Source organism: Leifsonia shinshuensis, assembly GCF_014217625.1.
GTDB lineage: Bacteria > Actinomycetota > Actinomycetes > Actinomycetales > Microbacteriaceae > Leifsonia > Leifsonia shinshuensis_A.
Genome location: NZ_CP043641.1, coordinates 4,281,890 through 4,308,529, shown reverse-complemented (window position 1 = coordinate 4,308,529; position 26,640 = coordinate 4,281,890). Strand labels below are relative to the sequence as shown.

General features: G+C 71.4%; 29 protein-coding genes. 18 read left to right on the top strand and 11 right to left on the bottom strand.

Annotated features, from left to right (window positions below; all coding sequences use genetic code 11):
• Positions 1 to 20 precede the first annotated feature (20 nt).
• Together F1C12_RS21030 and F1C12_RS21025 are read left to right on the top strand one after the other, a co-directional pair.
• Positions 21 to 449: a GNAT family N-acetyltransferase gene (locus F1C12_RS21030; RefSeq protein WP_185276738.1), complete on the top strand. Its 429-nt coding sequence runs from the start codon at positions 21 to 23 to the stop codon at positions 447 to 449.
• A gap of 161 nt (positions 450 to 610) precedes the next feature.
• Positions 611 to 1,003: a hypothetical protein gene (locus F1C12_RS21025; protein ID WP_185276737.1), complete on the top strand. Its 393-nt coding sequence runs from the start codon at positions 611 to 613 to the stop codon at positions 1,001 to 1,003.
• An 18-nt stretch (positions 1,004 to 1,021) separates the two neighbouring features.
• Here F1C12_RS21025 and F1C12_RS21020 read toward each other — a convergent pair whose 3' ends face one another.
• The 5 genes from F1C12_RS21020 to F1C12_RS21000 all read right to left on the bottom strand — a co-directional run bounded on the left by F1C12_RS21020 (position 1,022) and on the right by F1C12_RS21000 (position 5,620).
• The gene (locus tag F1C12_RS21020; protein ID WP_185276736.1) at positions 1,022 to 1,363 is read right to left on the bottom strand and encodes a YciI family protein; all 342 of its coding nucleotides are present in this window, start codon (positions 1,361 to 1,363) and stop codon (positions 1,022 to 1,024) included.
• Between the two features lie 53 nt (positions 1,364 to 1,416).
• Positions 1,417 to 1,995, bottom strand: a complete 579-nt coding sequence (locus F1C12_RS21015; RefSeq protein WP_258046045.1) for a hypothetical protein — start codon at positions 1,993 to 1,995, stop codon at positions 1,417 to 1,419.
• Between the two features lie 117 nt (positions 1,996 to 2,112).
• Positions 2,113 to 2,895, bottom strand: coding sequence for an SDR family NAD(P)-dependent oxidoreductase (locus F1C12_RS21010; RefSeq protein WP_185276735.1), 783 nt, complete (start codon positions 2,893 to 2,895; stop codon positions 2,113 to 2,115).
• Between the two features lie 52 nt (positions 2,896 to 2,947).
• Positions 2,948 to 4,333, bottom strand: coding sequence for an FAD-dependent monooxygenase (locus F1C12_RS21005; RefSeq protein WP_185279105.1), 1,386 nt, complete (start codon positions 4,331 to 4,333; stop codon positions 2,948 to 2,950).
• Between the two features lie 132 nt (positions 4,334 to 4,465).
• Positions 4,466 to 5,620 (bottom strand): S1C family serine protease, encoded by a 1,155-nt coding sequence (locus F1C12_RS21000; RefSeq protein WP_185276734.1) that lies wholly within the window; start codon positions 5,618 to 5,620, stop codon positions 4,466 to 4,468.
• 210 nt (positions 5,621 to 5,830) lie between these two features.
• Between F1C12_RS21000 and F1C12_RS20995 the strand changes: the two genes are divergently transcribed.
• Genes F1C12_RS20995 through F1C12_RS20980 form a run of 4 tightly spaced genes read left to right on the top strand, consistent with a single transcriptional unit; the run spans position 5,831 to position 10,431 of the window.
• Complete coding sequence (locus tag F1C12_RS20995) at positions 5,831 to 6,310, top strand: hypothetical protein (RefSeq protein WP_258046044.1); 480 nt, start codon at positions 5,831 to 5,833, stop codon at positions 6,308 to 6,310.
• Positions 6,307 to 6,948: a gluconate 2-dehydrogenase subunit 3 family protein gene (locus F1C12_RS20990; RefSeq protein WP_185276733.1), complete on the top strand. Its 642-nt coding sequence runs from the start codon at positions 6,307 to 6,309 to the stop codon at positions 6,946 to 6,948. Before F1C12_RS20995 ends, F1C12_RS20990 begins: the two co-directional genes overlap by 4 nt.
• The gene (locus F1C12_RS20985) at positions 6,945 to 8,573 is read left to right on the top strand and encodes a GMC family oxidoreductase (protein WP_219732665.1); all 1,629 of its coding nucleotides are present in this window, start codon (positions 6,945 to 6,947) and stop codon (positions 8,571 to 8,573) included. The genes F1C12_RS20990 and F1C12_RS20985 overlap by 4 nt, the downstream gene beginning before the upstream one ends.
• Positions 8,574 to 8,595: 22 nt before the next feature.
• Positions 8,596 to 10,431, top strand: coding sequence for a thiamine pyrophosphate-requiring protein (locus F1C12_RS20980; RefSeq protein WP_185276732.1), 1,836 nt, complete (start codon positions 8,596 to 8,598; stop codon positions 10,429 to 10,431).
• A gap of 57 nt (positions 10,432 to 10,488) precedes the next feature.
• Here F1C12_RS20980 and F1C12_RS20975 read toward each other — a convergent pair whose 3' ends face one another.
• Positions 10,489 to 11,418, bottom strand: coding sequence for a patatin-like phospholipase family protein (locus F1C12_RS20975; RefSeq protein WP_185276731.1), 930 nt, complete (start codon positions 11,416 to 11,418; stop codon positions 10,489 to 10,491).
• Positions 11,419 to 11,837: 419 nt separating this feature from the next.
• Here F1C12_RS20975 and F1C12_RS20970 point away from each other — a divergent pair, with 419 nt between their 5' ends.
• The 7 genes from F1C12_RS20970 (at position 11,838) to F1C12_RS20940 (ending at position 19,196) form a co-directional block, all read left to right on the top strand.
• Complete coding sequence (locus F1C12_RS20970; protein ID WP_185276730.1) at positions 11,838 to 12,887, top strand: LacI family DNA-binding transcriptional regulator; 1,050 nt, start codon at positions 11,838 to 11,840, stop codon at positions 12,885 to 12,887.
• A 136-nt stretch (positions 12,888 to 13,023) separates the two neighbouring features.
• On the top strand, positions 13,024 to 14,289 hold the full coding sequence (locus F1C12_RS20965) for an ABC transporter substrate-binding protein (protein WP_185276729.1): 1,266 nt from the start codon (positions 13,024 to 13,026) through the stop codon (positions 14,287 to 14,289).
• Positions 14,289 to 15,275 (top strand): carbohydrate ABC transporter permease, encoded by a 987-nt coding sequence (locus F1C12_RS20960; RefSeq protein ID WP_219732664.1) that lies wholly within the window; start codon positions 14,289 to 14,291, stop codon positions 15,273 to 15,275. The genes F1C12_RS20965 and F1C12_RS20960 overlap by 1 nt, the downstream gene beginning before the upstream one ends.
• Positions 15,265 to 16,122, top strand: a complete 858-nt coding sequence (locus tag F1C12_RS20955) for a carbohydrate ABC transporter permease (protein ID WP_219732663.1) — start codon at positions 15,265 to 15,267, stop codon at positions 16,120 to 16,122. The genes F1C12_RS20960 and F1C12_RS20955 overlap by 11 nt, the downstream gene beginning before the upstream one ends.
• Positions 16,119 to 17,462, top strand: coding sequence for a family 1 glycosylhydrolase (locus F1C12_RS20950; RefSeq protein WP_185276728.1), 1,344 nt, complete (start codon positions 16,119 to 16,121; stop codon positions 17,460 to 17,462). The genes F1C12_RS20955 and F1C12_RS20950 overlap by 4 nt, the downstream gene beginning before the upstream one ends.
• Positions 17,446 to 18,459: a glycoside hydrolase family 43 protein gene (locus F1C12_RS20945; protein WP_185276727.1), complete on the top strand. Its 1,014-nt coding sequence runs from the start codon at positions 17,446 to 17,448 to the stop codon at positions 18,457 to 18,459. Before F1C12_RS20950 ends, F1C12_RS20945 begins: the two co-directional genes overlap by 17 nt.
• Positions 18,456 to 19,196 carry an SDR family NAD(P)-dependent oxidoreductase gene (locus F1C12_RS20940; RefSeq protein WP_258046043.1) on the top strand — a complete coding sequence of 247 codons (741 nt, stop codon included), beginning with the start codon at positions 18,456 to 18,458 and terminating at the stop codon, positions 19,194 to 19,196. Before F1C12_RS20945 ends, F1C12_RS20940 begins: the two co-directional genes overlap by 4 nt.
• A 23-nt stretch (positions 19,197 to 19,219) precedes the next feature.
• On the opposite strand, the gene F1C12_RS20935 is transcribed toward F1C12_RS20940, so the two are convergent.
• Together F1C12_RS20935 and F1C12_RS20930 are read right to left on the bottom strand one after the other, a co-directional pair.
• Entirely contained in the window at positions 19,220 to 19,402 is a 183-nt protein-coding gene (locus tag F1C12_RS20935) for a hypothetical protein (RefSeq protein WP_185276725.1), read from the bottom strand.
• Between the two features lie 183 nt (positions 19,403 to 19,585).
• Positions 19,586 to 20,914, bottom strand: coding sequence for a YibE/F family protein (locus tag F1C12_RS20930; RefSeq protein ID WP_185276724.1), 1,329 nt, complete (start codon positions 20,912 to 20,914; stop codon positions 19,586 to 19,588).
• A 187-nt stretch (positions 20,915 to 21,101) separates the two neighbouring features.
• On the opposite strand from F1C12_RS20930, the gene F1C12_RS20925 reads away from it, so the two are divergent.
• The 4 genes from F1C12_RS20925 to F1C12_RS20910 are packed head-to-tail and all read left to right on the top strand — an operon-like array spanning position 21,102 to position 23,762.
• Positions 21,102 to 21,968, top strand: a complete 867-nt coding sequence (locus F1C12_RS20925) for an alpha/beta fold hydrolase (RefSeq protein WP_185276723.1) — start codon at positions 21,102 to 21,104, stop codon at positions 21,966 to 21,968.
• 13 nt (positions 21,969 to 21,981) lie between these two features.
• Positions 21,982 to 22,737, top strand: coding sequence for a class I SAM-dependent methyltransferase (locus F1C12_RS20920; protein ID WP_185276722.1), 756 nt, complete (start codon positions 21,982 to 21,984; stop codon positions 22,735 to 22,737).
• 29 nt (positions 22,738 to 22,766) lie between these two features.
• On the top strand, positions 22,767 to 23,261 hold the full coding sequence (locus F1C12_RS20915; RefSeq protein WP_185276721.1) for a SixA phosphatase family protein: 495 nt from the start codon (positions 22,767 to 22,769) through the stop codon (positions 23,259 to 23,261).
• A gap of 27 nt (positions 23,262 to 23,288) precedes the next feature.
• Positions 23,289 to 23,762 (top strand): DUF1990 family protein, encoded by a 474-nt coding sequence (locus F1C12_RS20910; protein ID WP_185279100.1) that lies wholly within the window; start codon positions 23,289 to 23,291, stop codon positions 23,760 to 23,762.
• Positions 23,763 to 23,777: 15 nt separating this feature from the next.
• Here F1C12_RS20910 and F1C12_RS20905 read toward each other — a convergent pair whose 3' ends face one another.
• Entirely contained in the window at positions 23,778 to 24,005 is a 228-nt protein-coding gene (locus F1C12_RS20905; RefSeq protein WP_185276720.1) for an RNA-binding S4 domain-containing protein, read from the bottom strand.
• 91 nt (positions 24,006 to 24,096) lie between these two features.
• Here F1C12_RS20905 and F1C12_RS20900 point away from each other — a divergent pair, with 91 nt between their 5' ends.
• Entirely contained in the window at positions 24,097 to 24,657 is a 561-nt protein-coding gene (locus tag F1C12_RS20900; RefSeq protein ID WP_185276719.1) for a dihydrofolate reductase family protein, read from the top strand.
• A gap of 19 nt (positions 24,658 to 24,676) precedes the next feature.
• On the opposite strand, the gene mctP is transcribed toward F1C12_RS20900, so the two are convergent.
• On the bottom strand, positions 24,677 to 26,368 hold the full coding sequence (mctP, locus tag F1C12_RS20895) for a monocarboxylate uptake permease MctP (RefSeq protein ID WP_185276718.1): 1,692 nt from the start codon (positions 26,366 to 26,368) through the stop codon (positions 24,677 to 24,679).
• Positions 26,365 to 26,574 carry a DUF3311 domain-containing protein gene (locus F1C12_RS20890; RefSeq protein ID WP_219732662.1) on the bottom strand — a complete coding sequence of 70 codons (210 nt, stop codon included), beginning with the start codon at positions 26,572 to 26,574 and terminating at the stop codon, positions 26,365 to 26,367. The genes mctP and F1C12_RS20890 overlap by 4 nt, the downstream gene beginning before the upstream one ends.
• Positions 26,575 to 26,640: the final 66 nt, after the last annotated feature.

Sequence of the window (26,640 nt, the reverse complement as noted above, 5' to 3'; positions counted from 1 at the left end):
AAGTGGGATTGTATGGACGGATGGCATCCGACTACCGATTCTCAACCGATTCCGCCGAACTGGATCGATCGCGCGTGCACCGCTGGATCAGTGAGGAGTCCTATTGGGCCCCCGGTCGATCCCGCGCAAAGCAGGACGCTGCGATCGACGGATCGCAGAACTTCGGCGTGTACGACGTCGAGTCCGGCGGCCAGGTCGCCTATGCCCGGGCGATCACCGACCGAGTGACCTTCGCGTGGCTGTGCGATGTCTTCGTCGACGGACAGGTGCGTGGACGCGGTGTCGGCGCACTCCTCATCGCGGGCATCGTCGACTACTTCGAGCCCCTGGGCCTGCGGCGCATCGCTCTGTCCACGAACGACGCGCACGGTCTCTATGCCAAGTTCGGATTCGAAGCGCTCACCGGCCCGGACACCTGGATGGAGCGAATCGGAGACCTCAACGCCTAGGAGGCCCGCCTTCAGCGACCGTTCGCCCAGAATTTCCCGACATTACCGTTTGCCCCCTTCCTGGGGGTGACCCGCTCGTGCCAGAATCACGGAACCGCTGCCGGTCGGCGGTTGCACCGAGGCCCGATCACGCTGACAACGACGCCACGAAGGAGAGCCTTATGACGGACATCATCGCCCCCGCGGCTGTGCGCGCCGCCCTCGACCATGCGGTCGCCGCTGCCGGGGAACGGCATCGGTACGCGTTCCCGGCCGACGGTCTCGTGCGGTTCACCTGGGACGCGGAGGGCACAGAGCGCGGCGACCTGATCGGCGAAGCACTCCGGGAGCTGGCGCCCGACGTGTACGAGCATCTCGCGACGGTCGAGACGGACGACCCCGGACAGCCGGTCGAGTCCGTGCTCGACCTGGCCGAGCACGGTCTCACCGTCCCGTTCGCCACGGTCGCGGCACTGGACGAGGCGCGGGCCATCGAGGACGCCGGGGGGACCTGGGGCGAGGCGCTCGCCTGCTTCGACGAGAGCTACTTCGACTCGGCGGCGCTGGCCGGCTGAAGGCGTCTCCTCGCCGCGCTAGGCGAGCGGGTCGTACTGGAACTCGCGGACCTCCTGCTGGCACCGGCAGGCGGTCGCGAACTTGGCCGCCCACTCCAGCGCGGCGTCCCGGGTCGGGAGGTCGAGGATCGTGAAGCCGCCGTCCATCAGGCGCGTCTCCGGGTAGGTGCCCCCGGTGATCGTGCCGTCGCCGGACACCATCACCGTGCCGACGCCCTCGTCGATGCCGCCGCCGAAGACGTACACGCCGGCGTCCTGCGCCTCCCGGATCACCGAGTGCGCGGCGTCCGCCACGGCGGGCAGCTCCTCCTCGGTGACGTGCATGGCGCCACTGGGGAACGAGATCATGAACTTGGTCATCGCGCGACTCCCTCGCGGTCGGGACTACGACCGCGACTCTACTCGCGGCCCGCTCAGGCGCGCGACTCCCGGGATGCGCGGCGGAGGGTGGTGAAGCAGCCCAGCACGGCGAACAGCAGGGCGAGCAGCACGGAGGGCAGGTAGGACTGCCACATGTCGCCGTTGGTGAACAGGTTGTCCCAGAACAGGCTCCAGACCCGGCCGTCGGTGAGGGCGTCGCCGAGCGGGATCTTCAGCACGGCGACGAGGTCGGCGAAGATCCCGGCGAGCAGCGACAGCACGATGGTGACGGCGACGATCGCGATGATGCCCCAGAAGGCGGCGCGGGTGACCCGCGCCTTCGACCCGGCCCGGTAGAGCCAGACCGCGCCGACGGCGACGCCCCAGGTGACGATCGAGGCGATGAAGCCGATGTTCCAGAGGACGGTCCAGACGATGACGCCGGCCGGGATGATCAGGAGCGCGAGCGCGATGCCGCGGCCGACGCGCTCGGCCTGGCTGTACGGCTGGGGTGCGGCGAAGGGGTCCAGCGGAGTGTAGGCGGGCGCCGCGTCGTACGGCGCCGCGTCCGGCGCAGGCGGCTGTGCGCCCTCCGGCGCAGGCTGGACTCGGTCGTCGGTCGCGTCGGTCACGCTGGTTCCCCCTTCGCGCGCCACCGTGGCGCGCGCTGGACAGCCTGGCACAGCGGACCCACAGAATTCGATCGCGGTGCGTCCCCCAGTTCGGGGCGGATCAGAGTGCACCCGCCGTCACATCGTCGGGCGCATCCCGCCGTCGATCACCACATCCGACCCGGTGAGGTTCCCGAGCACCGGGCTGGCGAGCATCGCGACCAGCGCCCCGACCTCCTCCGGCGTCGTGAAGCGGCCGGTCACCATCGCCTGCTCTGCGCCGTGCCGCACCTCCTCCGGCGTGCCGCCTCCCGCCGCGGACACCGTCTGGGCGACGCCGCCCGCGCCGAGCCAGAGGGCTGTCGCGACCGGCCCGGGGCTGACCGAGTTGACGCGGACGCCGCGCGGGCCGAGCTCCTTCGAGAGCGACTTCGTGAAGCTGAGCAGAGCCGCCTTGGCCGCGCTGTAGTCCATCACCAGCGGGTCGGCGAGGATCGCGTTCTCGCTCACGACGTTCACGACCGCCCCGCCGTCCGGGATCAGGTCGAGCAGCGCACGGGTGACCCGCACCGCGGCGAGCGCGTTGAGCTCGTACGTGCGCAGCCAGTCGTCGTCCGTGATGGAGGCGAACCCGCCGGGGCGCGGCGGCGCGGACCCGACGTTGTTGACCAGGACGTCCACTCGGTCCGCGCTCCCGGCCAGCTCCTCGCGGAACCGCGCGACGCCGTCCGGGGCGGACAGGTCGGCGGGGTGGAAGCGGAAGCCGGTCGCGGCCTCCAGCGCACGCGACTCGTCGGTCGGAGTGCGCGCCACGCCGATCACCGTCGCCCCCTCGTCGAGGAGGGCGCGGGCGGCGGCCAGGCCGATGCCGCGGCTGGCGCCGGTGACGACGGCGAGGGTGTCATTCAGACGAAGATCCACGGGTGCACCGTATTCGACCGGCGCGCGCGTGGCTAGGGCCGATGCGGCGAGGTCAGTCCGCGCCGAACCAGCTCCGCAGCGCCGCCGTCAGCCCCGCCTGGTCGTCTCCGATCCAGGCGACGTACCCGTCCGGCCTCAGCAGGACCGCGGACTCCGCGATCGGGAGGCCCGCGTCGGCGACGACGCCCACCCGCCCGGCCCAGCCCGCGGCCTCCAGGCGCCCGGTGCGGTCGAGCAGGAGTCCGCGCCCGTCGCGCATCCGCTCGTAGAGCCGGCCGTCCGGGAGCGGGAGGTCGCGGAGCCGCCGGCCGAGGAGCTCCGGCCCCTCGCCGAGGTCGTAGCGGATGCCCAGCCCGCTGACCTGCTCGGCGAGGAGGCGGCCGACCCCGTCGACCGCCATCAGCTCGGTGAGCAGCCTCCGCACGGCCTGCGGCCCGGGCTCCGGGTCGATGAGCACGCTCTGGGCACGCGTCAGGCTGAGCACCTGCTCCGCGACCGGGCGCCGCTCGGTCTCGTAGCTGTCCAGGAGGCCGTCGGGCGCGCCGCCGCCGGCCTCCGCCGCGAGCTTCCAGCCCAGGTTGAACGCGTCCTGGATGCCGAGGTTGAGACCCTGACCGCCGAGCGGCGGGTGGACGTGCGCGGCGTCCCCGGCCAGCAGCACGCGGCCGGCGCGGCACCGGTCGGCGAGCCGGGTGGCGTCGGTGAAGCGGGACAGCGCCCGCGGCGAGCGCGCCCCGAAGTCGGTGCCAGCGTAGGCGCGCAGCTGCGCCCGGAACTCGTCCAGCGTCGGCGGCACGGTGCGGTCCTCGGCGACGGAGGCCGCGGGCACGACCGCGCGGAACAGCCCGTCCGCGGCCGGGCCGATCCCGAACCCGCGATGCGTTCTGCGGACCTCGTCGGAGATCGCGGCCACCTCCTCGGCGGGCATGGTCACCTCCACCTCGCCGAGCAGCCACTCGGTGCGCGCCGGCTCGCCGGGGAACCCGACGCCGAGCTCCCGCCGCACCAGGCTGCGCCCGCCATCGCAGCCGACCAGCCACCGCGACCGCAGCCGCTCGCCGTCCGCGAGCTCGACGGTGACGCCGTCGGACTCCTGCTCCAACCCGACGACATCGGCCCCGCGCCGCACCACCGCGCCCAGCTCGATCGCGTGCTCCTCCAGCAGCCGATCGGTGACGGTCTGCGGGATGCCGAGGAGGTACGCGTGCGCGCTGTCCAGCTCCACGGGGTGCGGCGGCGCGATCCCGGCGAACCGGCCGACCGCGTCGGGATACCGCCGGCCCAGCGCCAGGAAGCGCTCCAACAGCCCACGCATGTCGAGGATCTCGACACTGCGCGGGTGCAGCCCGAGCGACCGCACGAGCGGACTGGGCCGCTCCTCGCGCTCCAGGACGACGACGTCGACGCCGCGCAGACGCAGCTCGGCGGCGAGCATCATCCCGGTCGGGCCGCCGCCGGCGATGGCGACGGGGAGCGCGGGTGCCTCGGTGTGCGACTCTCTCGGCGAACTCACGCCCCGACTCTAGCCGCCGGCGCACCCTCGCCGTCCGGCCCTGATCGCCGGTCCTGCTCAGCTCGGCGGCGTCTCCAGGGTGACCGCCGTCGTCTTCGTCTCGCCGCCTCGCACGTACGTGACGTCGACCTTCTGGCCCGCCTTCGTCGTCATCACCGTCTGGATGAGGACGTCGGCGTTGGCCGCCGGCTTGCCGTCGATCTGAGTGATGACGTCGCCCTCCTGGAGGCCCGCAGCGGCCGACGGGCCACCGGCGACCACCGAGATCACGTAGAGGCCGTCGCTGACCTTCAGCTTCTCGGCCGCTGCCGGCGGGATCGGGGCGACCGAGATCCCGAAGTACGGGTAGGTCACGTGGCCGGTCGCGATGATCTGGTCGACGATCGTGTGCGCGAAGTCGGACGGGATGGCGAAGCCGATCCCGACGCTTCCGCCGCCGGACTGGCCGGCCGAGTTCGGAACCGTCGCGATGGCCGAGTTGATGCCGATCAGGTCGCCGGCGCAGGTCACCAGCGCGCCCCCGGAGTTGCCGGGGTTGATCGAGGCGTCGGTCTGGATGGAGTTCGCCAGGATCGCGGTCTGCCCGTCGTCGCCGGGAACCGGCACGGTGCGGCCGAGCGCGCTGACGATCCCGGAGGTCACCGTGCCGGAGAGGCCGAGCGGGGCGCCGAGGGCGACCACGGGCTGGCCGACGACCACCTTCGCCGAGTCGCCCCACGGCACGGTCGGCAGCGACGACGACGCGGTGACCTTGAGCACGGCGAGGTCCGATCGCGGGTCCCTGCCGACGAGCTGCGCCGGGGAGTCCACGCCGCCGGAGGTCAGCACGGAGATCTTCCCGCCGTTCACGGCGGCGGAGATGACGTGGTTGTTGGTGACGATGTAGCCGTCCGTGCTGATGATCTCGCCCGTCCCCGTGCCTCCGCCCGCCGAGCCGACCGCGGAGACCGTGACGACGGCCGGGAGCACCTCGTTCGACACGGTGATGGCGTCGCACGCGCTGACCTCCTGCGCGGCGCTGGTACCGGCCGGGGTGGAGGCAGTGGTCGTGGCGGAGGAGCGCCCGATGCCCCAGCCCAGGAAGACGCCGGCCGCGAGGGCGACGACGACGGCCGCCACCGCCCACACCCAGCCGAGCCGGCGACGCGGCCGGGGCGCGCGCGGCGCCGGAGCCGGAGACGGCGCCGACGGCGCCGGAACGTTCTCAGTCATGTCCCACCCCCAGGTGACGGGGCACCCCACCCCGCACTGCGAGACGGTCTACCACCGGCCGCGGCGGGGCGGCAACAGCGCTCGTGGATGTTCCATGCACAGTCCCTGAGAAGCCGGTCAACCCCCTTCACCTCGGGCCCGCACGGTGGAACCGTTGCGATCGTGCAAACAAATGGGGTGCGACCGAACCGGGTGCGAGCGAACAGGGGCGTGCGGCGGAGCACGCGTGGCGCGGCGACGAGACTGCGGAGGGCCGAGCCGGTCCGCGGGATCGACCGCCTCGTCCGGAACGTGGAGACCGGACACTTCGAGCGCTCGCTCTCCGGGCTGACCGCCGCGGGCGCGGTCGTGACCGCCGCCGAGATCTACTTCGAGCACGACAAGGCGAGCTTCGGCAACCGCTGGATGTGGGCTCCCGTGATCCTGGGGCCGATCGGGGCCGTGGCCGGTGTGGCCGGATTCTTCAGCAAGACCGCCGCCAAGACGCTGCTGCCGGTCGCCGCGGCGACGATCGTGGCGAACGGCCTGCAGGGCGTCTACCTGCACGCGCGCGGCGTCGGCCAGAAGCCGGGCGGCTGGCACAACCTCCGCTACAACCTCGAGATGGGGCCGCCGTTGCTCGCTCCGCTGCTGGTGACGCTCGTCGGCGGGATGGGCCTGCTGGCCGCGATCCTGAGGCGGGAGAAGTGAGGGCCGCGCAGCAGGGCGATCAGGTTCCCGCGCGCTTCCCGGGCTTCCACGTGCTCGACCAGGCGCAGGCCTGGGACGAGACCACCCGCGCCACCGTGCTCGATCGCGTCGGGCGCCCGCCGGACATCCGGTTCTTCGACGCGGTGGAGGAAGGCGCGGCGACGGCGCTGTTCGACCGGCTGCTCGACCAGCATCCCGGCGACCGGCGCGTGCCGGTGACCGCGATGGTTGACGCCCGGCTCGCCGAGAAGGAGACCGACGGCTGGCACTACGACTCGATGGCGGACGACTGGGTCGTCTGGAAGACGAGTCTGGCCGCACTCGACGCGGAGGCCCACGCGAGGCACGGCCGCGCGTTCGCCGCGTGCGGCGAGGACGACCAGGTCGCGCTGCTGGCCGACGTGAAGGACGGCGACGGCGACTGGCGCGGCTTCCACCGCGCCCGGATCTGGAGTCTGTGGACGCGCTACGCGTGCACCGCCTTCTACAGCCACCCCGCGGCCTGGGACGAGATCGGCTTCGCCGGCCCCGCCTACCCGCGCGGCTACAAGAACCTCGGCGTCGACCGCCGCGAGCCGTTCGAGGTCGCCGACGCCCGGCCCGGCGACCTCCCCGGGGCAGGGACGGCAGCGTCGTGAGCAGCGTCCGCGACCGCAACGACTCCGCCTGGCTGCTGACGCCCGACGGCTCCCGTGCCGAGCCGTGCCTGACCGAGCAGATGCGGCGCTACGCCGACAGCGACGAGGTGGACATCGCCATCGTCGGCTGCGGCGCCGGCGGCTCCGTGCTGCTGCAGCGCCTGGCGCGCGCCGGCTGGGACGCCGTCGTCTTCGACGCCGGCCCGTTCTGGGACCCGGCGCGCGACTGGGTGAGCGACGAGGCCGGCTCCCACCATCTCTACTGGACCGAGCCGCGGCAGATCGGCGGCGACGACCCGGTGCCCCTCGGCTCGAACAACTCCGGCCGCGGTGTCGGCGGGTCGATGGTGCACTACGCCGGGTACGTGCCGCGCTTCCACCCGAGCGACTTCCACACCTTCAGCGCCGATGGCGTCGGAGCGGACTGGCCGCTGGAGTACCCCGACCTCGCGCCGTTCTACGACGACATCGAGAACGAGCTCCCGGTCGCGGGCGACGACTGGCCGTGGGGCGATCCGCACCGCTACCCGCACCGGCCGCACCCGGTGTCGGGCAACGGCGAGACCTTCCTGCGCGGCGCGTACGCTGCGGGCATCGAGGCGAAGGTCGGCCCGGTCGCCATCCCGAACGGCCGATTCGGGCATCGGCCGCACTGCGTCTACCGCGGGTTCTGCCTGCAGGGCTGCAAGGTCAACGCCAAGGCGTCGCCCCTCATCACCCACATCCCCGACGCGCTCGCGCACGGCGCCGAGGTGCGCGCCGACAGCATGGTGACCTCCATCGAGGTCGACCCGCTCACCGGCCGCGCGACCGGCGTGCACTACGTGAAGGACGGCGTCCCGCGCTTCCAGAAGGCCAGGATGGTCGCGATCGCCGGCTACTCGATCGAGACGCCGCGGCTGCTGCTCAACTCGGCGTCCGCGCGCTTCCCGGACGGCCTCTGCAACGACTTCGACCTCGTGGGCCGTTACTTGATGGTGCAGGGCGCGCCGCAGACCGCCGGCCGGTTCGAGCAGGAGATCCGGATGTGGAAGGCGCCGCCTCCCGAGGTGAGCACCGAGGAGTTCTACGAGACCGACCCCGGCAAGCCCTACAAGCGCGGGTACTCCATCCAGACCGTCTCGCCGCTGCCGATCACCTGGGCCGAGCACGTGATGGCGCAGGGGCACTGGGGCGCGGACCTCCGCCGCTACATGTCCGACTACGTGCACTGGGCGTGCCTCGGCGCGCTCTGCGAGTTCCTCCCCCGGGCCGAGAACCGCGTCACGCTGGCCGACGAGAAGGACCGCTACGGCCTCCCGGTCGCGCACTTCGCGTACTCGCAGGGCGACAACGACCGCGCGCTGGCCACGGCCGCTCAGGCGACCATGGAGCGCATCCTGGAGGCCGCGGGAGCCCAGGAGACGATGACCGTCCAGCGCTACGCCCACCTGGTCGGTGGCGCACGCATGGGCGCAGACGAGACGCAAGGGGTTGTGGACGCCGACTGCCGGACGTTCGCTGTCCCCAATCTGCTCATCACGGACGGCAGCGTGCTGCCCACGCAGGGCAGCGCCAATCCCGCCCTGACCATCATGGCCGTCGCCGCGCGGGCGGCGGACCGGCTCATCCAACGCAACGACTGACGACCGAAGGAGAGACAGACACATGGCGACGACAGTCAGCGAGTTCGTGATCGGACGGCTGCGGGAGTGGGGCGTCCGACGCGTGTTCGGCTTCCCCGGCGACGGCATCGGCGAGTTCGACGGGATGCTGGGAAAGGCCGAGCGCGGCGGCGAGGGGCTGGAGTACATCCGCCCGACGCACGAGGAGATCTGCGCCCTGATGGCCACGGCGCACGCGAAGTTCACCGGCGAGGTCGGCGTCTGCATCGCGACCTCCAGCCCCGGCGGCTTCCACCTGATGAACGGCCTCTACGACGCGAAGATGGACAACCAGCCCGTCGTGGCGATCGTCGGCCAGCAGGGGCTCAACTCCTTCGGCACCTTCAACCAGCAGGAGAGCAAGCTCGAGCAGACGTTCTCCGACGTCGCCGAGTACGTGCAGACGATCGTGTCCCCAGAGCAGGCGCAGGCCGTGATCGACACCGCGTTCCGCACGGCGATCACCCGCAAGCAGCCGTGCGTCGTCATCCTGCCGCACGACGTGCAGGGGATGGAGATGGCGGTTCCCGGCGCGGAGATGTGGGTGTCCCGGTCGAGCGCCGTGCCGCCGTCGACCGCGATCGCGCCGCCCGCCGAGCAGCTGCGCGCCGCCGCGGACATCATCAACGCAGGCGAGCGGGTCACGTTCCTGGTCGGGCACGGCGCGGCCGGCGCGACCGAGGAGGTCCTCGCGGCCGCCCGGCTGACCGGCGCGGGGCTGATGACGACGCTGCGCGGGAAGCAGGTCGTCCCTGGCGACGTGCCGTTCCACACCCAGCAGCTCGGCCTCCTCGGCTCGCGGCCGAGCTACGACCAGATGCAGGACTGCGACACGCTCGTCCTGCTCGGCACCAACTACCCGTACGGCCAGTTCCTGCCGGCGACCGGGCAGGCCAAGGCGGTGCAGATCGACCTGCGGCCCGAGCAGCTCGGCCTCCGCTATCCCACCGATGTGAGCATCTGGGGCGACGTGAAGACCACGCTGGCCGGGCTGATCCCGCTGCTGACGCAGAAGGACGACCTGTCCTGGCAGGAGAAGGCGGCCGCCGGCATGCGCGAGTGGGACGACGAGCTCGCCGCCCAGGCCGAGCAGCACTACGACGACGGTGTGAACCCGCGCCGGGTCTACCACGAGCTGAACAAGCGCCTGCCCGGCGGCGCCATCGTCACCGCCGACGCCGGCACCACCGCCGACTGGTACGGCCAGCACATCCGGCTGCGCGACGGGATGCGCGGCGACCTCTCCGGCCGCCTGGCGACGATGCTCGCCGCGATGCCGTACGCGGAGGCGGCCAAGTTCGCCTACCCGGAGCGCACGGTGGTCTGCACGATCGGCGACGGCGCGTTCCAGATGCTCGGGATGAACGAGCTGATCACCGTGAAGAAGTACCTGTCGCGCTGGTCCAACCCGAATTTCGTCGTCCTGGTGCTGCACAACGACGACCTCACCCAGGTGTCGTGGGAGATGCGCACCGAGGACGCGAACCCGGTCTGGTCGACCTCCCAGGACGTCGAGTCGGTCGACTACGCCGGCTGGGCGCAGCTGCTGGGCTTCCAGGGCATCACGGTGACCTCCGACGACCAGATCGAAGCCGCCTGGGACGCCGCCCTCGCGCATCCCGGCGTGACGCTCATCGACGCGCACACCAGCAAGAACGTGCCGCCGCTGCCGCCGCACATCACGTTCGAGTTCGCCAAGAACACCGGCCTCGCGCTGCTGAAGGGAGACCCGGACGGGATCGGCGCGATCAAGGACTCGGCCACCTCGCTGATCACCGAAGGGGTCGAGCGTGTGAAAGACGCACTGCACCGCGGCAGGGAGGACCACGACCGGGACTGACGCGCCCGGACCGGACGACAGCGGCCGCCGACCGGACGATCGGCGGCCGCTCGCCGTTCAGCGCGCGTCGGCCGCCCAGAACCCGCTGAGCCGACCGGCGGCCGCCCTCCCCTGGCCGTAACCGGCCTGCGCCGACGCCGGGCGACGCGAGAGGTCCATCATGCTCTCGCCGAACGCGTCCAGCGACGCCGCGTCGGGCACGATCGTCTCGACCTCGCTGCCGCCGGCCCGCAGCTCGTCCACCTGCGCGGAGAGCTGCATCCCCCACTCGAGCGGATGCCGCGTGCGGCCGCCGAACGGGGAGAGCACGAGCACGCGGTCGTAGCCGGCCGCGAGGTCGGCGTTCTCGTTGCGCCGGTAGCCGCCGTCGATGTAGCGCTCGTCGCCGAGGGCGTAGGCGAAGCCGCTGGAGCAGCTCGCCGCGACGGCGTCGGCCAGGGCGACGCCGCTGTGCCGGTCGAAGGTCGCGCCCTCGCCGGTGCGCGCGTCCACCGCGGTGATGACCACGTTCTGCTCCGGCCACTCCTGGCTCGGCAGGCGGGAGGCCACGGTCCCGCGCCACTGCGCCTGACGCTCCGGGCCGGCGTCGTTGGCGAGCCCGATCGCCCAGGCGCCCATCCGGCGTCGCATGTCGGCGGCGTCGGCGGACTCCGCGATGATGCGGCCGGTGACCTCCAGCTGACTGGAGACCGAGCCTGCCACGCCGCGGGCGACACCGTCTGGGCGGCTCGCGCCGGGCGCGGCGCCGGCCGGCCGCTGCGGCGGCGGGGCGTCGAGGATGGCGGCGTACAGCTCGCCGGGCGGCGCGCTCGTGATCTGGGCGGCGGCCGTCGAGCCGGCCGACGTGCCGACGATCAGGTCGGCGCGGGTGACGTCCAGGCCGCCGTCGAGGAGGCCGGCGATCACGCCGAGTTCCCAGGCGTTGCCGGAGGATCCGCCGCCGTGCAGGACGAGCGCGCGGGAAGGGGAGGAAGTGTCTGCGTTCATGGGAGTCGCCTTTCGCGAAGATGCCTTCGGGCGCTCCCGGCGACGGCTACCGGCGTCGCGCGATCGTGTACTGCAGGGGAGCACCCATCACGGATACTGCGTTCATGGGTCTCACCTCCTGCGCTCGGATCACGATCGCAAGAACGTTAGCACGGCCGCTGCGGAGGCGACCCGAAAATTCTTCTTGCGTTCTCGGGAGGCTTCGGTTTATGGTGTGCTTTATCGATTGAGCACACGAACGGTTCAGCGAATCGTCCGATGCTTAATCGATTGAGCGACCACAGACACACAGTCCGAACTCGCTTCATCGTTTGAGCGGGTGCTTTATCGTTTGAACACCTGCTCCATCGTTCGAGCATCCGCTCCAGCGAACGGCAGCGAACAGCAGCCGACACCGGCCACGACATGGGAGGGCACTGATGCCGAAGACGCGGGACGCACGTTCGACCGTCACCCTGAAGGATGTCGCCGAGCGCGTCGGCATCACCTCCTCCGCGGCCTCCATGGCGCTCGCCGACCATGCCCGGATCAGCTCCAAGACCAAGGCGGCCGTGCGGCAGGCCGCCCAGGAGCTCGGCTACGTGCCCAGCTCGGCCGGCCGGGCGCTCCGCAACCAGCGGGCCGGCGCGGTCGCCCTCATCGTCCCGAACACCTCGCAGCACGTCTTCGGGCACAGCTACTTCATGCACGTCCTCACCGGGGTGTCCGACGCCGCCAACGCCCACGACAGCCAGGTGATCATCTCCACCAACTCCGACGCGGAGAACGGCGTCGCCGCCTACGAGCGCGTCGTGCGCTCGCGCAGCGCGGACGGCGCGATCGTCACCAGCTCGGCGGTGGACGACTTCCACGTGGAGGAGCTGGTCGCCTCCGGCCTCCCGGTCGTGCTGATCGGCAACTTCCCCTACCTCCCTGGCTCGGTGAGCATCGGCATCGACGATGTCGCCGCCACCCGCGCGCTGACCGAGCACCTGATCGACGTGCACGGCCGCCGCAGGCTCGTGCACGTGACCGGCCCGCTCGACCACCAGACCGGCCTCGACCGGCGCGAGGGCTTCCTCGCCGCTGTGCGGTCGCGCGGCCTGGAGTCCGATGCCCTCGTCCTCCGCGGCGAGTTCAACGAGGAGTCCGGCGCCGCCGCGGTCGTCGCGGCGCTGGCGGACGGCCGGGAGGTCGACGGCATCGTCTTCGCGAACGACGACATGGCGTTCGGCGGCCTCCAGGAGCTCAAACGCGCCGGCCTCCGCGTGCCGGAGGACATCTCGATCGTCGGCTTCGACGACTTCGGGCTCGCGCGCGTCACGACCCCGGGCATCACGACCATGGCCGTCCCCGCCGAGGAGATGGCCCGCCGCGCCACCGAGCGCCTCTTCGACCTGGTCGACGGACGGTTCGACGGCCCGGCTCACGAGGAGCTCGGCGTGACCTTCGTGCCGCGCCGCTCGTGCGGCTGCCCCGAGAACCCGTGACCCACTCCCCCTGACCCGATTCCCCTGACCCTTCCCCGATACCGCTCCACCTCGCCCCACTCGCACCATCCCCTCTCCACCCCACCCACAGCACCGCCCCCTCCCCTCATCTGCACTGCTCAAAGGAGAACACTCGATGAAAATCCGCAGATCCCTCGTCGTCGCCGCCGGCGTCGCCGCGTCGATGCTCGCGCTCACGGCCTGCTCCGGCACGTCCGGCACCGCAGGCGGCAAGGTCGACCTCACCGTCTGGACCGGCTTCACCGGCGGCGACCGTCCGGGGTACGACACGATCGTCAAGGACTTCAACGCCTCGCACCCGAACATCCACGTCACCATGAACGTGCAGCCCTGGGACACCATCGCCCAGAAGCTGCCCTCGGCATGGCTGACCGGGCAGGGCCCCGACATCGCGGCGCCCTCCAGCGACCCGAACGCGATCGCCCAGTACGTGAAGACCAACTCGGTCCTCGCCATCACCGACACCGGCTCGGGCGACACGAAGATCAACACCGACAAGCTCGCCCCTGGCACCGTCAAGGAGTTCACCTACGATGGCAAGCTCTACGCCGTCCCGGCCAACTTCGCGACGCTCAGCCTCTACTACAACAAGAAGGCGTTCGCCGCGGCCGGGATCGCCAACCCGCCCAGCACCGTCGCCGAGCTGCAGGCCGACGCCAAGAAGCTGACGCTGAACGGCGGCCAGACGCAGTACGGCCTGTCGCTGGCGGACAACCAGACCATCCAGATGTGGCCGATCCTGCAGTGGCTGGAGGGCGGCGACATCGTCGACGCGAAGGGCTGCAGCGTCGTGCAGACCAGTGCAGGGCAGAAGAGCCTGTCGACGTGGAGCGACCTGGTCGTCCAGGACAAGATCTCCCCCGTCGGGCAGACCGGCGCCCAGGCCGACTCGCTGTTCTCGGCCGGCAAGGCTGCGATGGAGATCAACGGACCGTGGGCGGCCCCCGGCTACAAGTCCGCCGGCATCGACCTCGGCATCGCGAAGGTCCCGGTCGGCGTCGACGGCTCGAGCGTGACGCTCGGCTCCACTGCGCCGCTCGCCATCTCGGCCAAGACGAAGCACCCGCAGGAGGCACAGGAGTTCCTGGCCTACTGGACCAGCAAGACCGCGCAGGAGAAGTTCTCGCTGCAGACCGGCTTCCCGCCGCTGCGCACCGACCTCGCCGACGACGCCAAGCTGAAGGCCGACCCGACCGTGTCGATCTTCACCTCCCAGGTCCCGGACTCGCGGCTCTACCTGCCGCACGTCACCAACGCGACCCAGGTCGACGCCAACGCGTACGTGCCGCTGATCGGCCAGATCACCCGCGGCACCTCGGTCGCCTCCGCCACCGCCGACGCGGCCAAGACGATCGACAGCCTCACCGGGTGCAGCAAGTAGTGAGCACCCACACCACCGAGCCCGCCCTGTCCCGCCCCGCGCGGGACGGGGCGGGTCCCCTCCCCCGGGACGCGGAGCGGTCCGGGCGCCCGGGCACGCGCGGGGAGACGAGCCCGCGCCGCCGGCTGCGATTCCAGCCGGCGTGGCTGTTCATGGCGCCGAGCCTGATCATCCTGGGCGTCTTCGTCCTGTTCCCGATCCTGCAGACGCTGTACTACAGCTTCTTCGACTGGACCATCGGCGCGTCGAGCCAGACCTTCCTCGGCTTCGGCAACTACATCAAGCTCTTCCAGGACCCCCAGTTCTGGAATGCCCTCGGCGTCACCCTGGTCTTCACCGCGTTCGCCGTCGTCCTCCAGATCACCCTCGGCTTCGGCTCCGCGCTGCTGCTACTCAAGGACAACCTGATCACCCGGGTCGTCCGCTCGATCTACTTCTTCCCCACGATCGTGTCGTTCGTCACCATCGGCCTGGTCTGGAAGTTCCTGCTCGACCCGAGCATCGGACTGGTGGGGGGCCTCACCCAGCTGCTCGGCCTCCAGCCGGTCGCCTGGCTGCAGTCGACCTCCCTCGCGCTGCCGAGCGTCATCTTCGTGGCCGTCTGGCGCAGCGTCGGATTCGCCATGATCCTGTTCGTCGCCGCGCTGAAGGCGGTCCCGGCCGAGCGCTACGAGGCCGGCCGGCTCGACGGCGCGAACAACCGGCAGCTCACGCTGCACATCACCATCCCGAGCGTGCGGCCGACCCTGCTGTTCGCCACGATGATCCTCACCATCCAGTCGCTGCAGGTGTTCGACCTGGTCTACGTGATGACCGACGGCGGCCCGGTGTTCCGCACCGACAGCCTGGTGAACCTCATCTACCGCGACGGTTTCGTGAACTACCAGACCGGCTACGCGTCGGCGATCTCGTGGGTCCTGTTCGCGATCATCATGCTCCTCTCGCTCCTCCAGCTCAGATTGTTCAGGTACAACGATGTCGACTGAAACCGGTGTCCGCATGAGACGGCCGGGCGCCCTCGCCGGCCTCGCCGCGTCGTCCAAATGGATCCTTCTCGGGATCGGCGTCCTCTTCGCGATCGTGCCGTTCATCTGGATGGTGTCCGGCTCGTTCCGCAGCGAGAGCGACCTGTTCGGCAACCCGGCCTCGCTCTTCCCCACCTCGATCACGCTGCACGGCTACCTCGGCGTCTGGGAGCAACTGCCGTTCCTGCGGTTGCTCGGCAACACGTTCCTGTTCGCGGGCGTCACCACGGCGCTCACGCTGCTGTTCGACTCGATGTGCGCGTACGCGCTGGCCCGGCTGAAGTTCCGCGGCCGCAACCTCGCGTTCATCCTGGTGATCGCGACGCTGATGGTGCCGTTCCAGGTGACCCTCATCCCGGTGTTCATCGAGCTGTTCCACTTCGGCTGGCTGAACACCTACCAGGGGCTGATCGTGCCGCGCGCGACGAGCGCCTTCGGGATCTTCCTGTTCCGGCAGTTCTTCATCAGCATCCCGACCGAACTGGACGAGGCCGCCCGGATCGACGGCGCCGGCCACTTCCGCATCTACTGGAGGATCATCCTGCCGCTGGCCAAGCCCGCCATCGCCACCGTCGCGATCCTCAACTTCATGAACCTCTGGAACGACCTGCTCTGGCCGCTCGTCGTCACCAGCGACCCGAACATGCTCACGCTGCCCGCCGGCCTGACCCTGTTCGGTGGCCAGCATGTGACCGACCACGCCGTGCTGCTCGCGGGAGCCACCATCTCGCTCATCCCGATCGCCGTCGCGTTCTTCTTCGCGCAGAAGTACTTCGTGGCCGGCGTCGCCACGACGGGGCTCAAGTGACGGCCGCGGGGCTGGGCCCGGGCGAGTTCGCCTGGGCGGCCGGGATCGAGGACACCTGCGTCTACCCGCCGGAGCACTTCGCGATGGCCGATCTGGACGAGTACGACCTCACCGAGCACACCGAGAACTGGCGGGACGACCTCCGGGCGGTCCGCGACCTCGGCGCGACGGTCGTTCGGTACGGCGTGAACTGGCCGTTGGTGCACACCGCGCCGGGGACGTTCGACTGGTCGATGCTGGACGAGCGCCTCCGCTACGCAGCCGACGAGCTCGGGCTCACCGTGATCGCGGACCTCGTGCACTACGGCACGCCGACCTGGCTGCGCGCGTCGTTCGCCGACGCGCGATATCCGCAGACGGTCGCGGAGTTCGCCGGCGCCTTCGCCGCGCGCTACCGCGGGATCGTGGACCACGTGACGCCGCTGAACGAGCCGCTGACGACGGCGTCGTTCTGCGGCCTCCGGGGCGTCTGGCCGCCGTCGCTGACCGGCTGGGACGGCTGGACGGCCGTGACCCTCGGCGTCGTGGAGGGCATGGCCGAGACCATCCGCGCCGTGCGCGCGGCGAACCCGGACGCGGTCGTCGTGCACGTGGAGGCCTCCTCGCTCTACCGGACGGACGATCCCGCTCTCGCCGGGCACGCCGCGCTGCTGGAGTCGGTGGGGATGCTGCCGACCGACCTCCTGCTCGGCCGCGTCGACGCCTCCCACCCGCTGCACGGCTGGCTGCTGGAGCAGGGCGCGGCGCCGGAGCGCCTGGAGCGCCTGACGGCCGCGCCGCCGACCGTCGACCTGCTGGGCGTCAACTACTACCCCGACCTCTCGCCGCGCACGCTCGTGCAGCGCGGCGAGGAGGTGGCGCAGGTCGCGACCAATCGCTGGAGCGACGGCCTCGCCGACAGCCTGCGTGCGTTCTCCGCCCGGTACGGGCTCCCGATGCTGATCACCGAGACGAGCATCGAAGGCGACGACGAGGTCCGCTCCGCGTGGCTGGACGACTCGGTGCGGTCGATCGGGGAGCTGCGCGACGAGGGGCTCGACATCCGCGGCTACACCTGGTGGCCGGTCTTCGACTTCGTGGACTGGTCGTACGCCTCGGGGGGCCGCAACGTCGAGGAGTTCGTGGTGGACGACGACATCGTCGCCGCGCGCCAGCACTCCGGAGACGGGATCCGGCCCAAGACGCCGTTCCTGCGGCGCATGGGGGTGATCCGGCTGGACGAGCAGGCCGACGGCCGCCTCGCGCGGGTGCCCACCGCGGCGGCGGCGCTGTACGCGCGGCTGGCTGCGGAGTCTGTCGCCGAGACCGGGGAGGAGGTCGCCGATGAGCTCGCGCTCTGAGCCGGCTCACACGGTGCCGCTCCACGCCGAGCCGCTGCACGCCGAGCCGGTCTACGACGGCTACTTCGCCGACCCGTTCCTCGCCCGGTTCGGCGGCGCGTTCATCGCCTACGGCTCGGGCGACGACCGCACGCTCGACGGCACAGAGACGCACGCGTTCGAGGCGCTCCGGTCCCCCGACCTCGTGCACTGGACGAGCGCAGGCGGCGTGCTGGAGCGGCCGGATCCGGCGCTCGGCGACGCCTACTGGGCGCCCGAAGTCATCGCGGCGGACGGCGCCTACTGGATGTACTACTCCGTCGGCCACGGGATCATCGGCCACCACCTCCGGGTCGCGCGGGCGGACTCCCCGCTCGGCCCGTTCGTCGACCAGGGCGTGAACCTCACTCCGGGCGAATCGTTCGCCATCGACGCGCACCCGTTCCAGGACGCGGACGGCAGCAGGTACCTGTTCTTCGCCCGCGACGTGCTCACCGGCGACCGGCCAGGCACGCACCTCGCGGTGATGCGCCTCGACAGCCCGACGCGCCCCGGCTCCGACCCCGTCGCGGTGCTCGCGCCCGACGCCGACTGGCAGCTCTTCGAGCGCGCCCGCCCGATGTACGGCCGCATCCTCGACTGGCACACGCTCGAAGGCCCGAGCGTCGTCCGGCGCGGAGACGCCTACCGGCTGTTCTTCTCCGGCGGCCGCTGGGAGGGCGACGGCTACGGCGTCTCGGTCGCGACCGCGCCGCATCCGCTCGGCCCGTGGTCCCACGAGGTCCGCGAGGCGGCGGACATCCTCAGCACCCGGCTGACCGGCCTCCTCGGCCCCGGCCACAACTCGGTGCTCCGGCTGGACGACGGCAGCGACCGGATCGCCTTCCACGCCTGGAACTCCGTCGGCGGCAAGCGGCAGCTGTTCGTCCAGCCGCTGACCTGGGAGGCCGACGTGCCGAAGGTGGTACTCGCCGGGCCTGGCTCCGTCGTACGGTCCGGCGCAGCATGGAGGGTGTGAACACCACCACCGACCCCACTCCCCCCACTGTCCTCGTCACCGGCGCCACCAGCGGCATCGGGAAGGAGATCGCCCGGCAGCTCGCCGCACGGGGCTGGAACGTCCTGCTCGGCGCCCGAGACCGTGCCCGCGGCGAGGAGACGGCCGCCGAGGTCGGCGGCACCGTCCTCCCGCTCGACGTCACCGACGCCGACAGCGTCGCCTCCGCCGCCGCGGCCGTGCCTGCACTGGACGTGCTGATCAACAACGCCGGCATCTCGCTCGACATCGCGGACGTCGTCACCGACGTGGACGTGGAGGTGTTCCGGCGCACCTACGAGACCAACGTGTTCGGAGTCGTGGCCGTGACGAACGCGTTCCTCCCGGCACTCCGCCGCTCCGCGCATCCCCGGATCGTCAACATCTCCAGCGGCACCGGATCGCTGACCTGGAGCACCGGGCCGAACCCGCAGTTCGACCACGTCGCCGCCTCGTCGGGACGCGGCGCGGCCTACCGGTCGTCGAAGGCCGCGCTCGACGGCCTGACCATCTTCTACTCCCACGCCCTCGCCGCGGACGGCGTCAAGGTCAACGCCCTGGCCCCCGGCCTGCGCGCCACCAACCTGAACCCGCGTGCGGCGGGCGCCGGCGGCGACCCGGCCGAGGCCGCGGAGGGCGCCGTGCGGCTCGCGACGCTGCCCGACGACGGGCCGAGCGGGCTGCTGTTCTCCTGGGACGGGACCGTCGCGCCCTGGTGAGGGCGCGGTGAGGGCGGGCGCGCTCAGCGCACGTCGTACTGGGACCGCCCGAACAGCTCCACCCACTCGGCGTACGTGTGGTCGTGGCCGATCGGGCACCAGCAGCGGACGCTGATCGTCCTGCTCTCGCCGTCACCCGACCCCGGGATGGTCTCGACGTGCGCGACGGGCGTCGGCTTCCTCAGCGGAGTAATCGCTGCACCCATGTTCATTTCCTGTCTCACAACGGTTCCCCCGCCTTCGCAAGAACAGTAGGTCGCCGACCTGGGATGAACGGCCCGGATCAGCGAACTCGAAGCCTGGCGGCCGCCCCAGTTCTCGGGTAGACGGAGGGGCACATCCTCGTGCGGGCGGGTCTCCCGGCCGGCGCCCGTCAGCCGGGCCGGCGGTCAGTACGGCCGCGACGGCTCCTCGACGGGCGCCGCCCGCGGGATGAAGGAGTACCAGCGCAGCTTGAGCGCGTCGAGCAGCCGGCTCTCCTCCGCGCCCACGACCTCCGCCGGGACGAGCGCGGCGGCGATCGCCGTGGTGACCGGGACCGCGAGGACGAGCCCGATGCCGCTGCACAGGGTGCGGACGACCTCCGCGGCGAGGTCCTCCTGGGACAGCAGGCTGAGCGTGGAGCGGTCGTAGAGGTAGAGGACGATGAGTACCACCATCGCCGCGCCCGCGTACGCGAAGGCGATCGTGTAGATGGTGGAGGCGATGTGGTCGCGGCCGATCCGCATCGCGCGGCCGAACAGCTGGCGGCGCGTCAGCGTGGGCGACGCGGCCCGCAGCTCCCAGACCGCGGAGGCCTGCGTGACGGTCACGTCGTTGAGGACGCCGAGCCCGGCGATGACGATCGCGCAGGTCAGCACCCCGCGGAAGTCGATCTGCGTGGTGCCGGCGAGCATCCCGCCGACGTCGCCGGTCACCCCGGTGAGGTGGGTCGTGGTGACGGCGAGCTGCGCGATCCCGGCCGTGAGCGCGATCCCGAACAGCGTGCCGAGGAGGGCGACGCTGGTCCGGACCGACGGACCGTGCGCGAGATACAGCACGACGAACATGATCGCGGACCCGCCGACGACGCCCACTGCCAGCCCCGGCCGGCCGCTCACGAGGGCCGGGAGGACGAACGTCACGAGCATGAAGCCGGCGAACCCCAGCGACAGCAGCGCCATGAAGCCGCGGAGCAGGCCGACCGCTACCACCACGATCGCGAACACGATCGCCCACGCCCAGAGCGACTGGTCGCGGATCACGCCGTTGACGGTGATCCCCTCGGTGCCGCTGCCCTGGGCGGCGTTCGCCGTGCTCTGCGGCGGGAGGACGAGCTCCAGCTGGTCGCCGACGTGCAGGCCCGCCGTCGCGTACGGCCAGAGCAGCGGGATGGTGACGGTGCGGCCCTCGTGCGGCCCCTGCAGCAGCTGGACCTTCGCAAGCTGACAGGCGCGGGTGTCGCCCGGCGCAGCGGTCGCGGTCGACGAGAAGTAGCCGGGGCAGTCCTGCTGCAGCGCGACGATCCTCCCAGTCGGGAAGGTCGTCCCCTTCGGCGCGAACTCGATCTTGGACGACGCGGTGACCACCTTCGCGTGATCCGGCCAGAGCAGCGCCAGTCCGGCCACCGTCGCGAGCGCCGCCGCTATCAAGATGCCGGCGACCACGGCCCGCAGTGTTCGGCCCGCCTTCGGGGTCCGGCCGGTGGGGGCGTGCGAGTGGGCGTGGGCGTGGGCCATCCGGTCTCCGATCGGGGGTCGACCTGCCACTGTAGCCGGTGGTGGTGAACGCGGGCCGGTCAGCCGAACGGTGGGCGGGCTCTGGCCGAATGGTGGGCGGAGCATGGCCGGATGTGTGTGGCAGAGCACGCGGCCCAGCGCGTAGCATCCACACCATCACCCGTTCGCCGACCGAGACGAGTCCGCCATGGAAACGCGCACCCTCCCCACGCCAGGAGCCGAGATCGTCTACGACGTGGCCGACGCCGAGATCGCGTCGGGCGAGCATCCCCCGCTGGTCATGATCGGCCAGCCGATGGACGCGAGCGGCTTCCGCGCGCTGGCGTCGTACCTCCCGGACCGCGTGGTCGTCACGTACGACCCGCGGGGGCTCGGGCGCAGCACCCGCAGCGACGGCGAGGTCACCAACACGCCGACCACGCAGGCCGAGGACGTCCACGCCGTCATCCAGGAGCTCGGCGGCGGCCCCGTCGACCTGTTCGCGAGCAGCGGCGGCGCCGTGACCGCGCTGGCCCTGGTGGCCGCCCACCCGGAGGACGTGCGCACCCTGGTCGCGCACGAGCCGCCGCTGCCGGGCGTCCTCCCCGACGCGGAGGCCGCCGAGCGGGGCCTCGCCGACGTGCACGCGGCATACGACGCGAAGGGTTTCGGGGCGGGCATGGCCGCGTTCGTCATGATGACGTCGTGGCGCGGCGAGTTCACCGACGACTACTTCGCCCTCCCGGCGCCGGACCCGGCGATGTTCGGGATGCCCACCGCCGACGACGGCTCACGCGACGACCCGCTGCTGTCGGAGCGCTCGGTCGCGATCACCGCGTACCGGCCGGACATCGCCGCGCTGCAGGCCGCCCCGACGCGCATCGTCGTCGCGGTGGGCGAGGAGTCGGAAGGCATCTTCACCGGCCGCACCTCCGCCGCGGTCGCGTCCCTGCTGGGCACCGAGCCGGTCGTCTTCCCGAGCCACCACGGCGGCTTCGCCGCGGAGGACTCGGGGTACCCGGGGAAGCCCCGGGAGTTCGCCGCCCGGCTCCGCGAGGTCCTCGACGCGTCGTGAAAAGCGACGCGTCGTGAGAAGCGACTTCGCCGGGACCACCGCCCAGTACTACGCGGAGTTCCGGCGCGACCTCCCCGCCGACCAGACCGACCGCCTCGTCGCAGCGGCCGGCCTGCGCGCGACCGACGTCGCCGTGGACCTCGGCTGCGGCACCGGCCAGCTCGCGGCCCCGCTCGCGCCGCACTGCGCCGCCGTGGTCGCGATCGACCCCGAACCCGACATGCTCGCCGGCCTGCGCGCCCGCCACGCCGAGCGCGTCGTGTGCGTCCTCGGCGACGACAGCGATCTCCCCGTGCTCGCCATCCCGTTCGCCGCCCCGATCGGCCTGGTGACGATCGGCAACGCTCTGCACTGGATGGACGAACGCGCGACGCTGGGCGCGGCAGCCGCGCTGCTGCGTCCGGGGGGCGCGATCGCGGTCGTCACGCAGGGCCCACCGCTCTGGCTCGGCCCCGCCCCGTGGCAGCGAACCGTCCGGTCGGCCCTGGAGTCGCTCTACGGCCCCGTGACCGGCAACTGCCGGACCGACCGCCCGGCCCTCGACGAGCGCCGCGAGACGGCGGCCTCCCTCGGTCTCGGCGCCGAGGTGCTGACCTGGCAGGCGGCCCACCACGTCACGCTCGACTGGGTGCTCGGGCACCTCGGAAGCGCGCTGGGCGCCGAGCAGCTGACGAGGATGGACGAGCTTCGCGACCTGCTGCGCCCGCTCGCCGGGGAGGACCTGGTCGAGGAGGTCACGACGACCGTGCTGCTCGCCCGGCGCTCGTGAACGACGCGCCGGTGGGGCACACTGGCAGCGTGACAACGATCGAGCGCACCCTCCTCCTGCTCCGCCACGCCAAGTCGGACTGGTCGGGCTCCGTCGCGGACATCGACCGCCCGCTGGCCCAGCGCGGCCGGACGCAGGCTCCCCTCGCGGGGCGGTGGCTCGCCGGCCACGCGGATCCGATCGACCTGGCCATCGTCTCCCCGGCACGTCGCGCCCGCGAGACCTGGGAGCTCGCGTCGGCCGAGCTCACGCCCGCGCCGCCCGCGCGCTATGACGACCGGGTCTACGCGGCATCCCTTGCCACGCTGCTCGACATCGTGCACGAGATCCCCGACGACGTCCGTACGCTGGCCCTGGTCGGCCACAACCCCGGCATGGAGCAGCTGGCGTCGCTTCTCGCCGGCGAAGACATGATCATGCGCACCTCCGGCATCGCTCAGTTCGCCGTGGAGGCTCCGTGGTCCTCGGTCGACGGCGCGACGGCGGTGCTCCGTTTCGCCGGGCGCTCGGAGGGGCAGGACTGAGGCGATGACGGCGAGCAGATCGTGACGATGCCCGAAGCGCCGGTCTGGGCTCCGAGCGACCGGACGTTCCGCCGTTCGGAGCTGTCCGCGGTCGTCGGCCGCGGCGACGACGCCTGGCGTCGCGCTGCGGGCGACGTCCTGCGCTGGCGGGTGAAGACGCGCAGCGGTTTCCTGGTCGACTCCCACGCTCCGGTGCGCGTGGGGCGGCGGGAGCGGATCCGCGTGCGCGTGCTCGGGGTGACCGTCGTGGAGCCGGTCGAGGTCGTCGCCGTCGTGGAGCAGGACGACCGTGTCGGCTTCGCGTACCGAACCCTGCCCGGCCACCCGGTCGAGGGCGAGGAGGCGTTCGTGGTGCACCGCGACACCGCGGACGGCGACATCGTGCTCACCGTGCGCTCGCTCACGCGGCCTGCGTCGCGGCAGCCGTGGCGGATCCTGCATCCGCTGCTCCGTGTCGCCCAGGTCGTGGCGCGACGCCGTTACCTCCGCGCGCTCCGCTGACCTGGCGGGCTCGCCTCACGGGCAGACGCGGACGCTGCGCCCCTCGAACGTGACGACGTCGCCGAGCTGCAGCTGACGTCCGCGGCGGCGATCGACCTCGCCGTTCACGGTCACGTAGCCGTCCAGGATGGCCTCTTTGACGTTCCCACCGGAGTCGAGGAGCCCGGCGAACTTCAGGAACTGCCCGAGGCGGATGACGTCACCCCCGATCGGGACGTCTTCGACAGGAGCACGCTTCGTCATCCCGAAATGCTAACCCACCCCTGTGCCGGGCGACCGCCGACGGTAGTTTGAGGAGGTCCGATCCGCCACGCTCATCGAGGGAGAGCACGAGATGAGACCGCTCCGCTACTCCATCAACGTCACGCTCGACGGCTGCGTACACCACGAGGCGGGCCTCCCGCCCGACGAGGAGTCGATGCGGTTCTGGGCCGACGAAATGGCGCGGGCCGACGCCCTGATCTTCGGCCGGGTCACCTACGGAATGATGGAAGAGGCGTGGCGGCGGCCGGCCACGGGCGTCTGGCCGGAGTGGATGGACCAGACCCAGCTCCCGTTCGCGGAGGCCATCGACGGCGCGAAGAAGTACGTCGTCTCGAACACGCTCGACGAGGTCGACTGGAACGCCGAACTGCTCCGCGGCGACCTCCGGCAGTCCGTCGAACAGCTCAAGCGGGAGCCGGGCGAGGGTCTGTTCGTGGGCGGCGTGACCCTCCCCCTCGCGCTGGCCGACCTGGGGCTGATCGACGAGTACGTGTTCGTCGTGCAGCCGGTCATCGCCGGGTACGGCCCGACGCTGCTCGCCGGGTTGCACGAGCGGATCGAGCTCGAGCCGGTCGAGCGTCAGGACTTCGGGTCGGGGGTGACGGTGCTGCGGTTCCGGCCGCGCGGGTGACGGTGCTGGAGCCGGGACCTCACCGGTCGAGGCTCGCGTCGTCCAGGGTCTCCTCGTACGGCTCGAGCACCTCGACGACCTTGGGATCGCCCTCGTCCGCGCCGTAGTCGGCGTGCGTCGTGCGGTCGACGCCGTCCGGCACCCGGACCGCTCGGAAGATCAGGGTCAGGACCACGGAGACGATCGCGTTGATGACGAACGCCGAGATGGCGATGTAGACCGGCGTGGTCGTGAACGGGAACGGGGCGATCGACCCGCCGAAGTGCGCGTGCGTCACCGGGTTCACCACGTTGTACGCGGCGATCGTTCCGTAGAGGATGCCGACCGCCCAGCCGGCGAACAGCGCCCAGCGGTGGAACCACCGCGTGTACAGGCCGGCCACGATCGCCGGGAAGGTCTGAAGGATCCAGACGCCGCCGAGCAGCTGCATGTTGATCGCCGCCGACTGGTCCATCAGGATCACGAACAGCAGGGCGCCGAACTTCACCACGAGGGAGACGAACTTCGACACCTTCGCTTCGTGCTCGGGGGACGCGTCCGGCTTGAACAGGTCCCGGTAGATGTTGCGCGTGAACAGGTTGGAGGCGGCGATCGACATGATCGCCGCAGGCACCAGGGCGCCGACGGCGATGGCGGCGAGCGCCACACCGGCGAACCACGACGGGAAGTTGTCGATGAAGAGCTGCGGCACCACGAGCTGGGGGTTGACCACCCCGTCGAATCCGATCGGCTTCGTGCCCGCCTTGATGGCCACGTACCCGAGGAGCGCGAGGAATCCGAGCATGAGCGAATAGATCGGCAGCACCACCGCGTTGCGCCGGATCGTGTTGCGGCTCTTCGTCGCCAGCACACCGGTCACCGAGTGCGGGTACATGAACAGCGCCATGGCCGACCCGAGCGCGAGGGTCCAGTACGCGTTGAAGCTCGCGGCCCCGGGGATCACAGAGCCGACAGGGAGGTTCGTCGCCGGGTTGATCGCCGTCATCTTCGTGGTGGCGGCCTTGAAGATCCCGTCCCATCCGCCGAACTGGGTGGGCAGCCAGATGATCGCGACGATGACGGCGATGTAGATCAGGAGGTCTTTGACCACCGCGATCGCCGCCGGCGCGCGCAGACCGGCGGTATACGTGTACGCGGCGAGGACGACGAACGCGATGATCAGCGGAAGGTCCTGGGTGAAGGCGTTGGCGCCGCTGCCGAGCCCGAGGACCGTGAGCACCGCTTTGATGCCCACCAGCTGGAGGGCGATGTACGGCATCGTCGCGACGATGCCCGTCACGGCGATGGCTGTCGAGAGCGTCTTGCTCCCGTAGCGTCCCCCGACGAAGTCCGCGGGCGTGACGTAGCCGTGGCGGTGCGAGACCGACCAGAGCCGTGCCATCAGCAGGAAGACGATCGGGTAGAGCACGACCGTATACGGAACGGCGAAGAAGCCGCTGACCGCGCCCGTGCTCCACATGGCCGCCGGAACCGCGATGAACGTGTACGCCGTGTAGAGGTCGCCGCCGAGCAGGAACCAGGTGATCCAGCTCCCGAACCCGCGGCCGCCGAGACCCCATTGGTCGAGGGTGCGCAGGCCGCGCTCTTCCGGGGTGATCCGCCAGCGCGCCGCGACGAACCCCATGATCGCGACGATCACGAAGATGATGATGACGACGGTGAGCGCCACACCGTCCACGGGCCGGGCGCCCGACCCTGCCGCGGCGATCATTCGTCCACCTCCGGGGGCCGGACCGCTGCCCGGCGTCGCCGATCCTCACGGACGATCAGGGCGTAGCAGATCCAGAGCAGCCCGGAGTCGATCAGCACCCACAGCATCTGATACCAGTAGAAGAAGGGGATGCCGGCGAGCGCGGGCTCGCTTCGTGCATAGATCGGCACCACCAGGGGCAACACGATCGCGATCACGAGCAGCACACCCGAGATCACATAGGGCAGAGGGCGCGCAGGCCCCCGTGTCGGAACTTCAGGCGATGACATCAG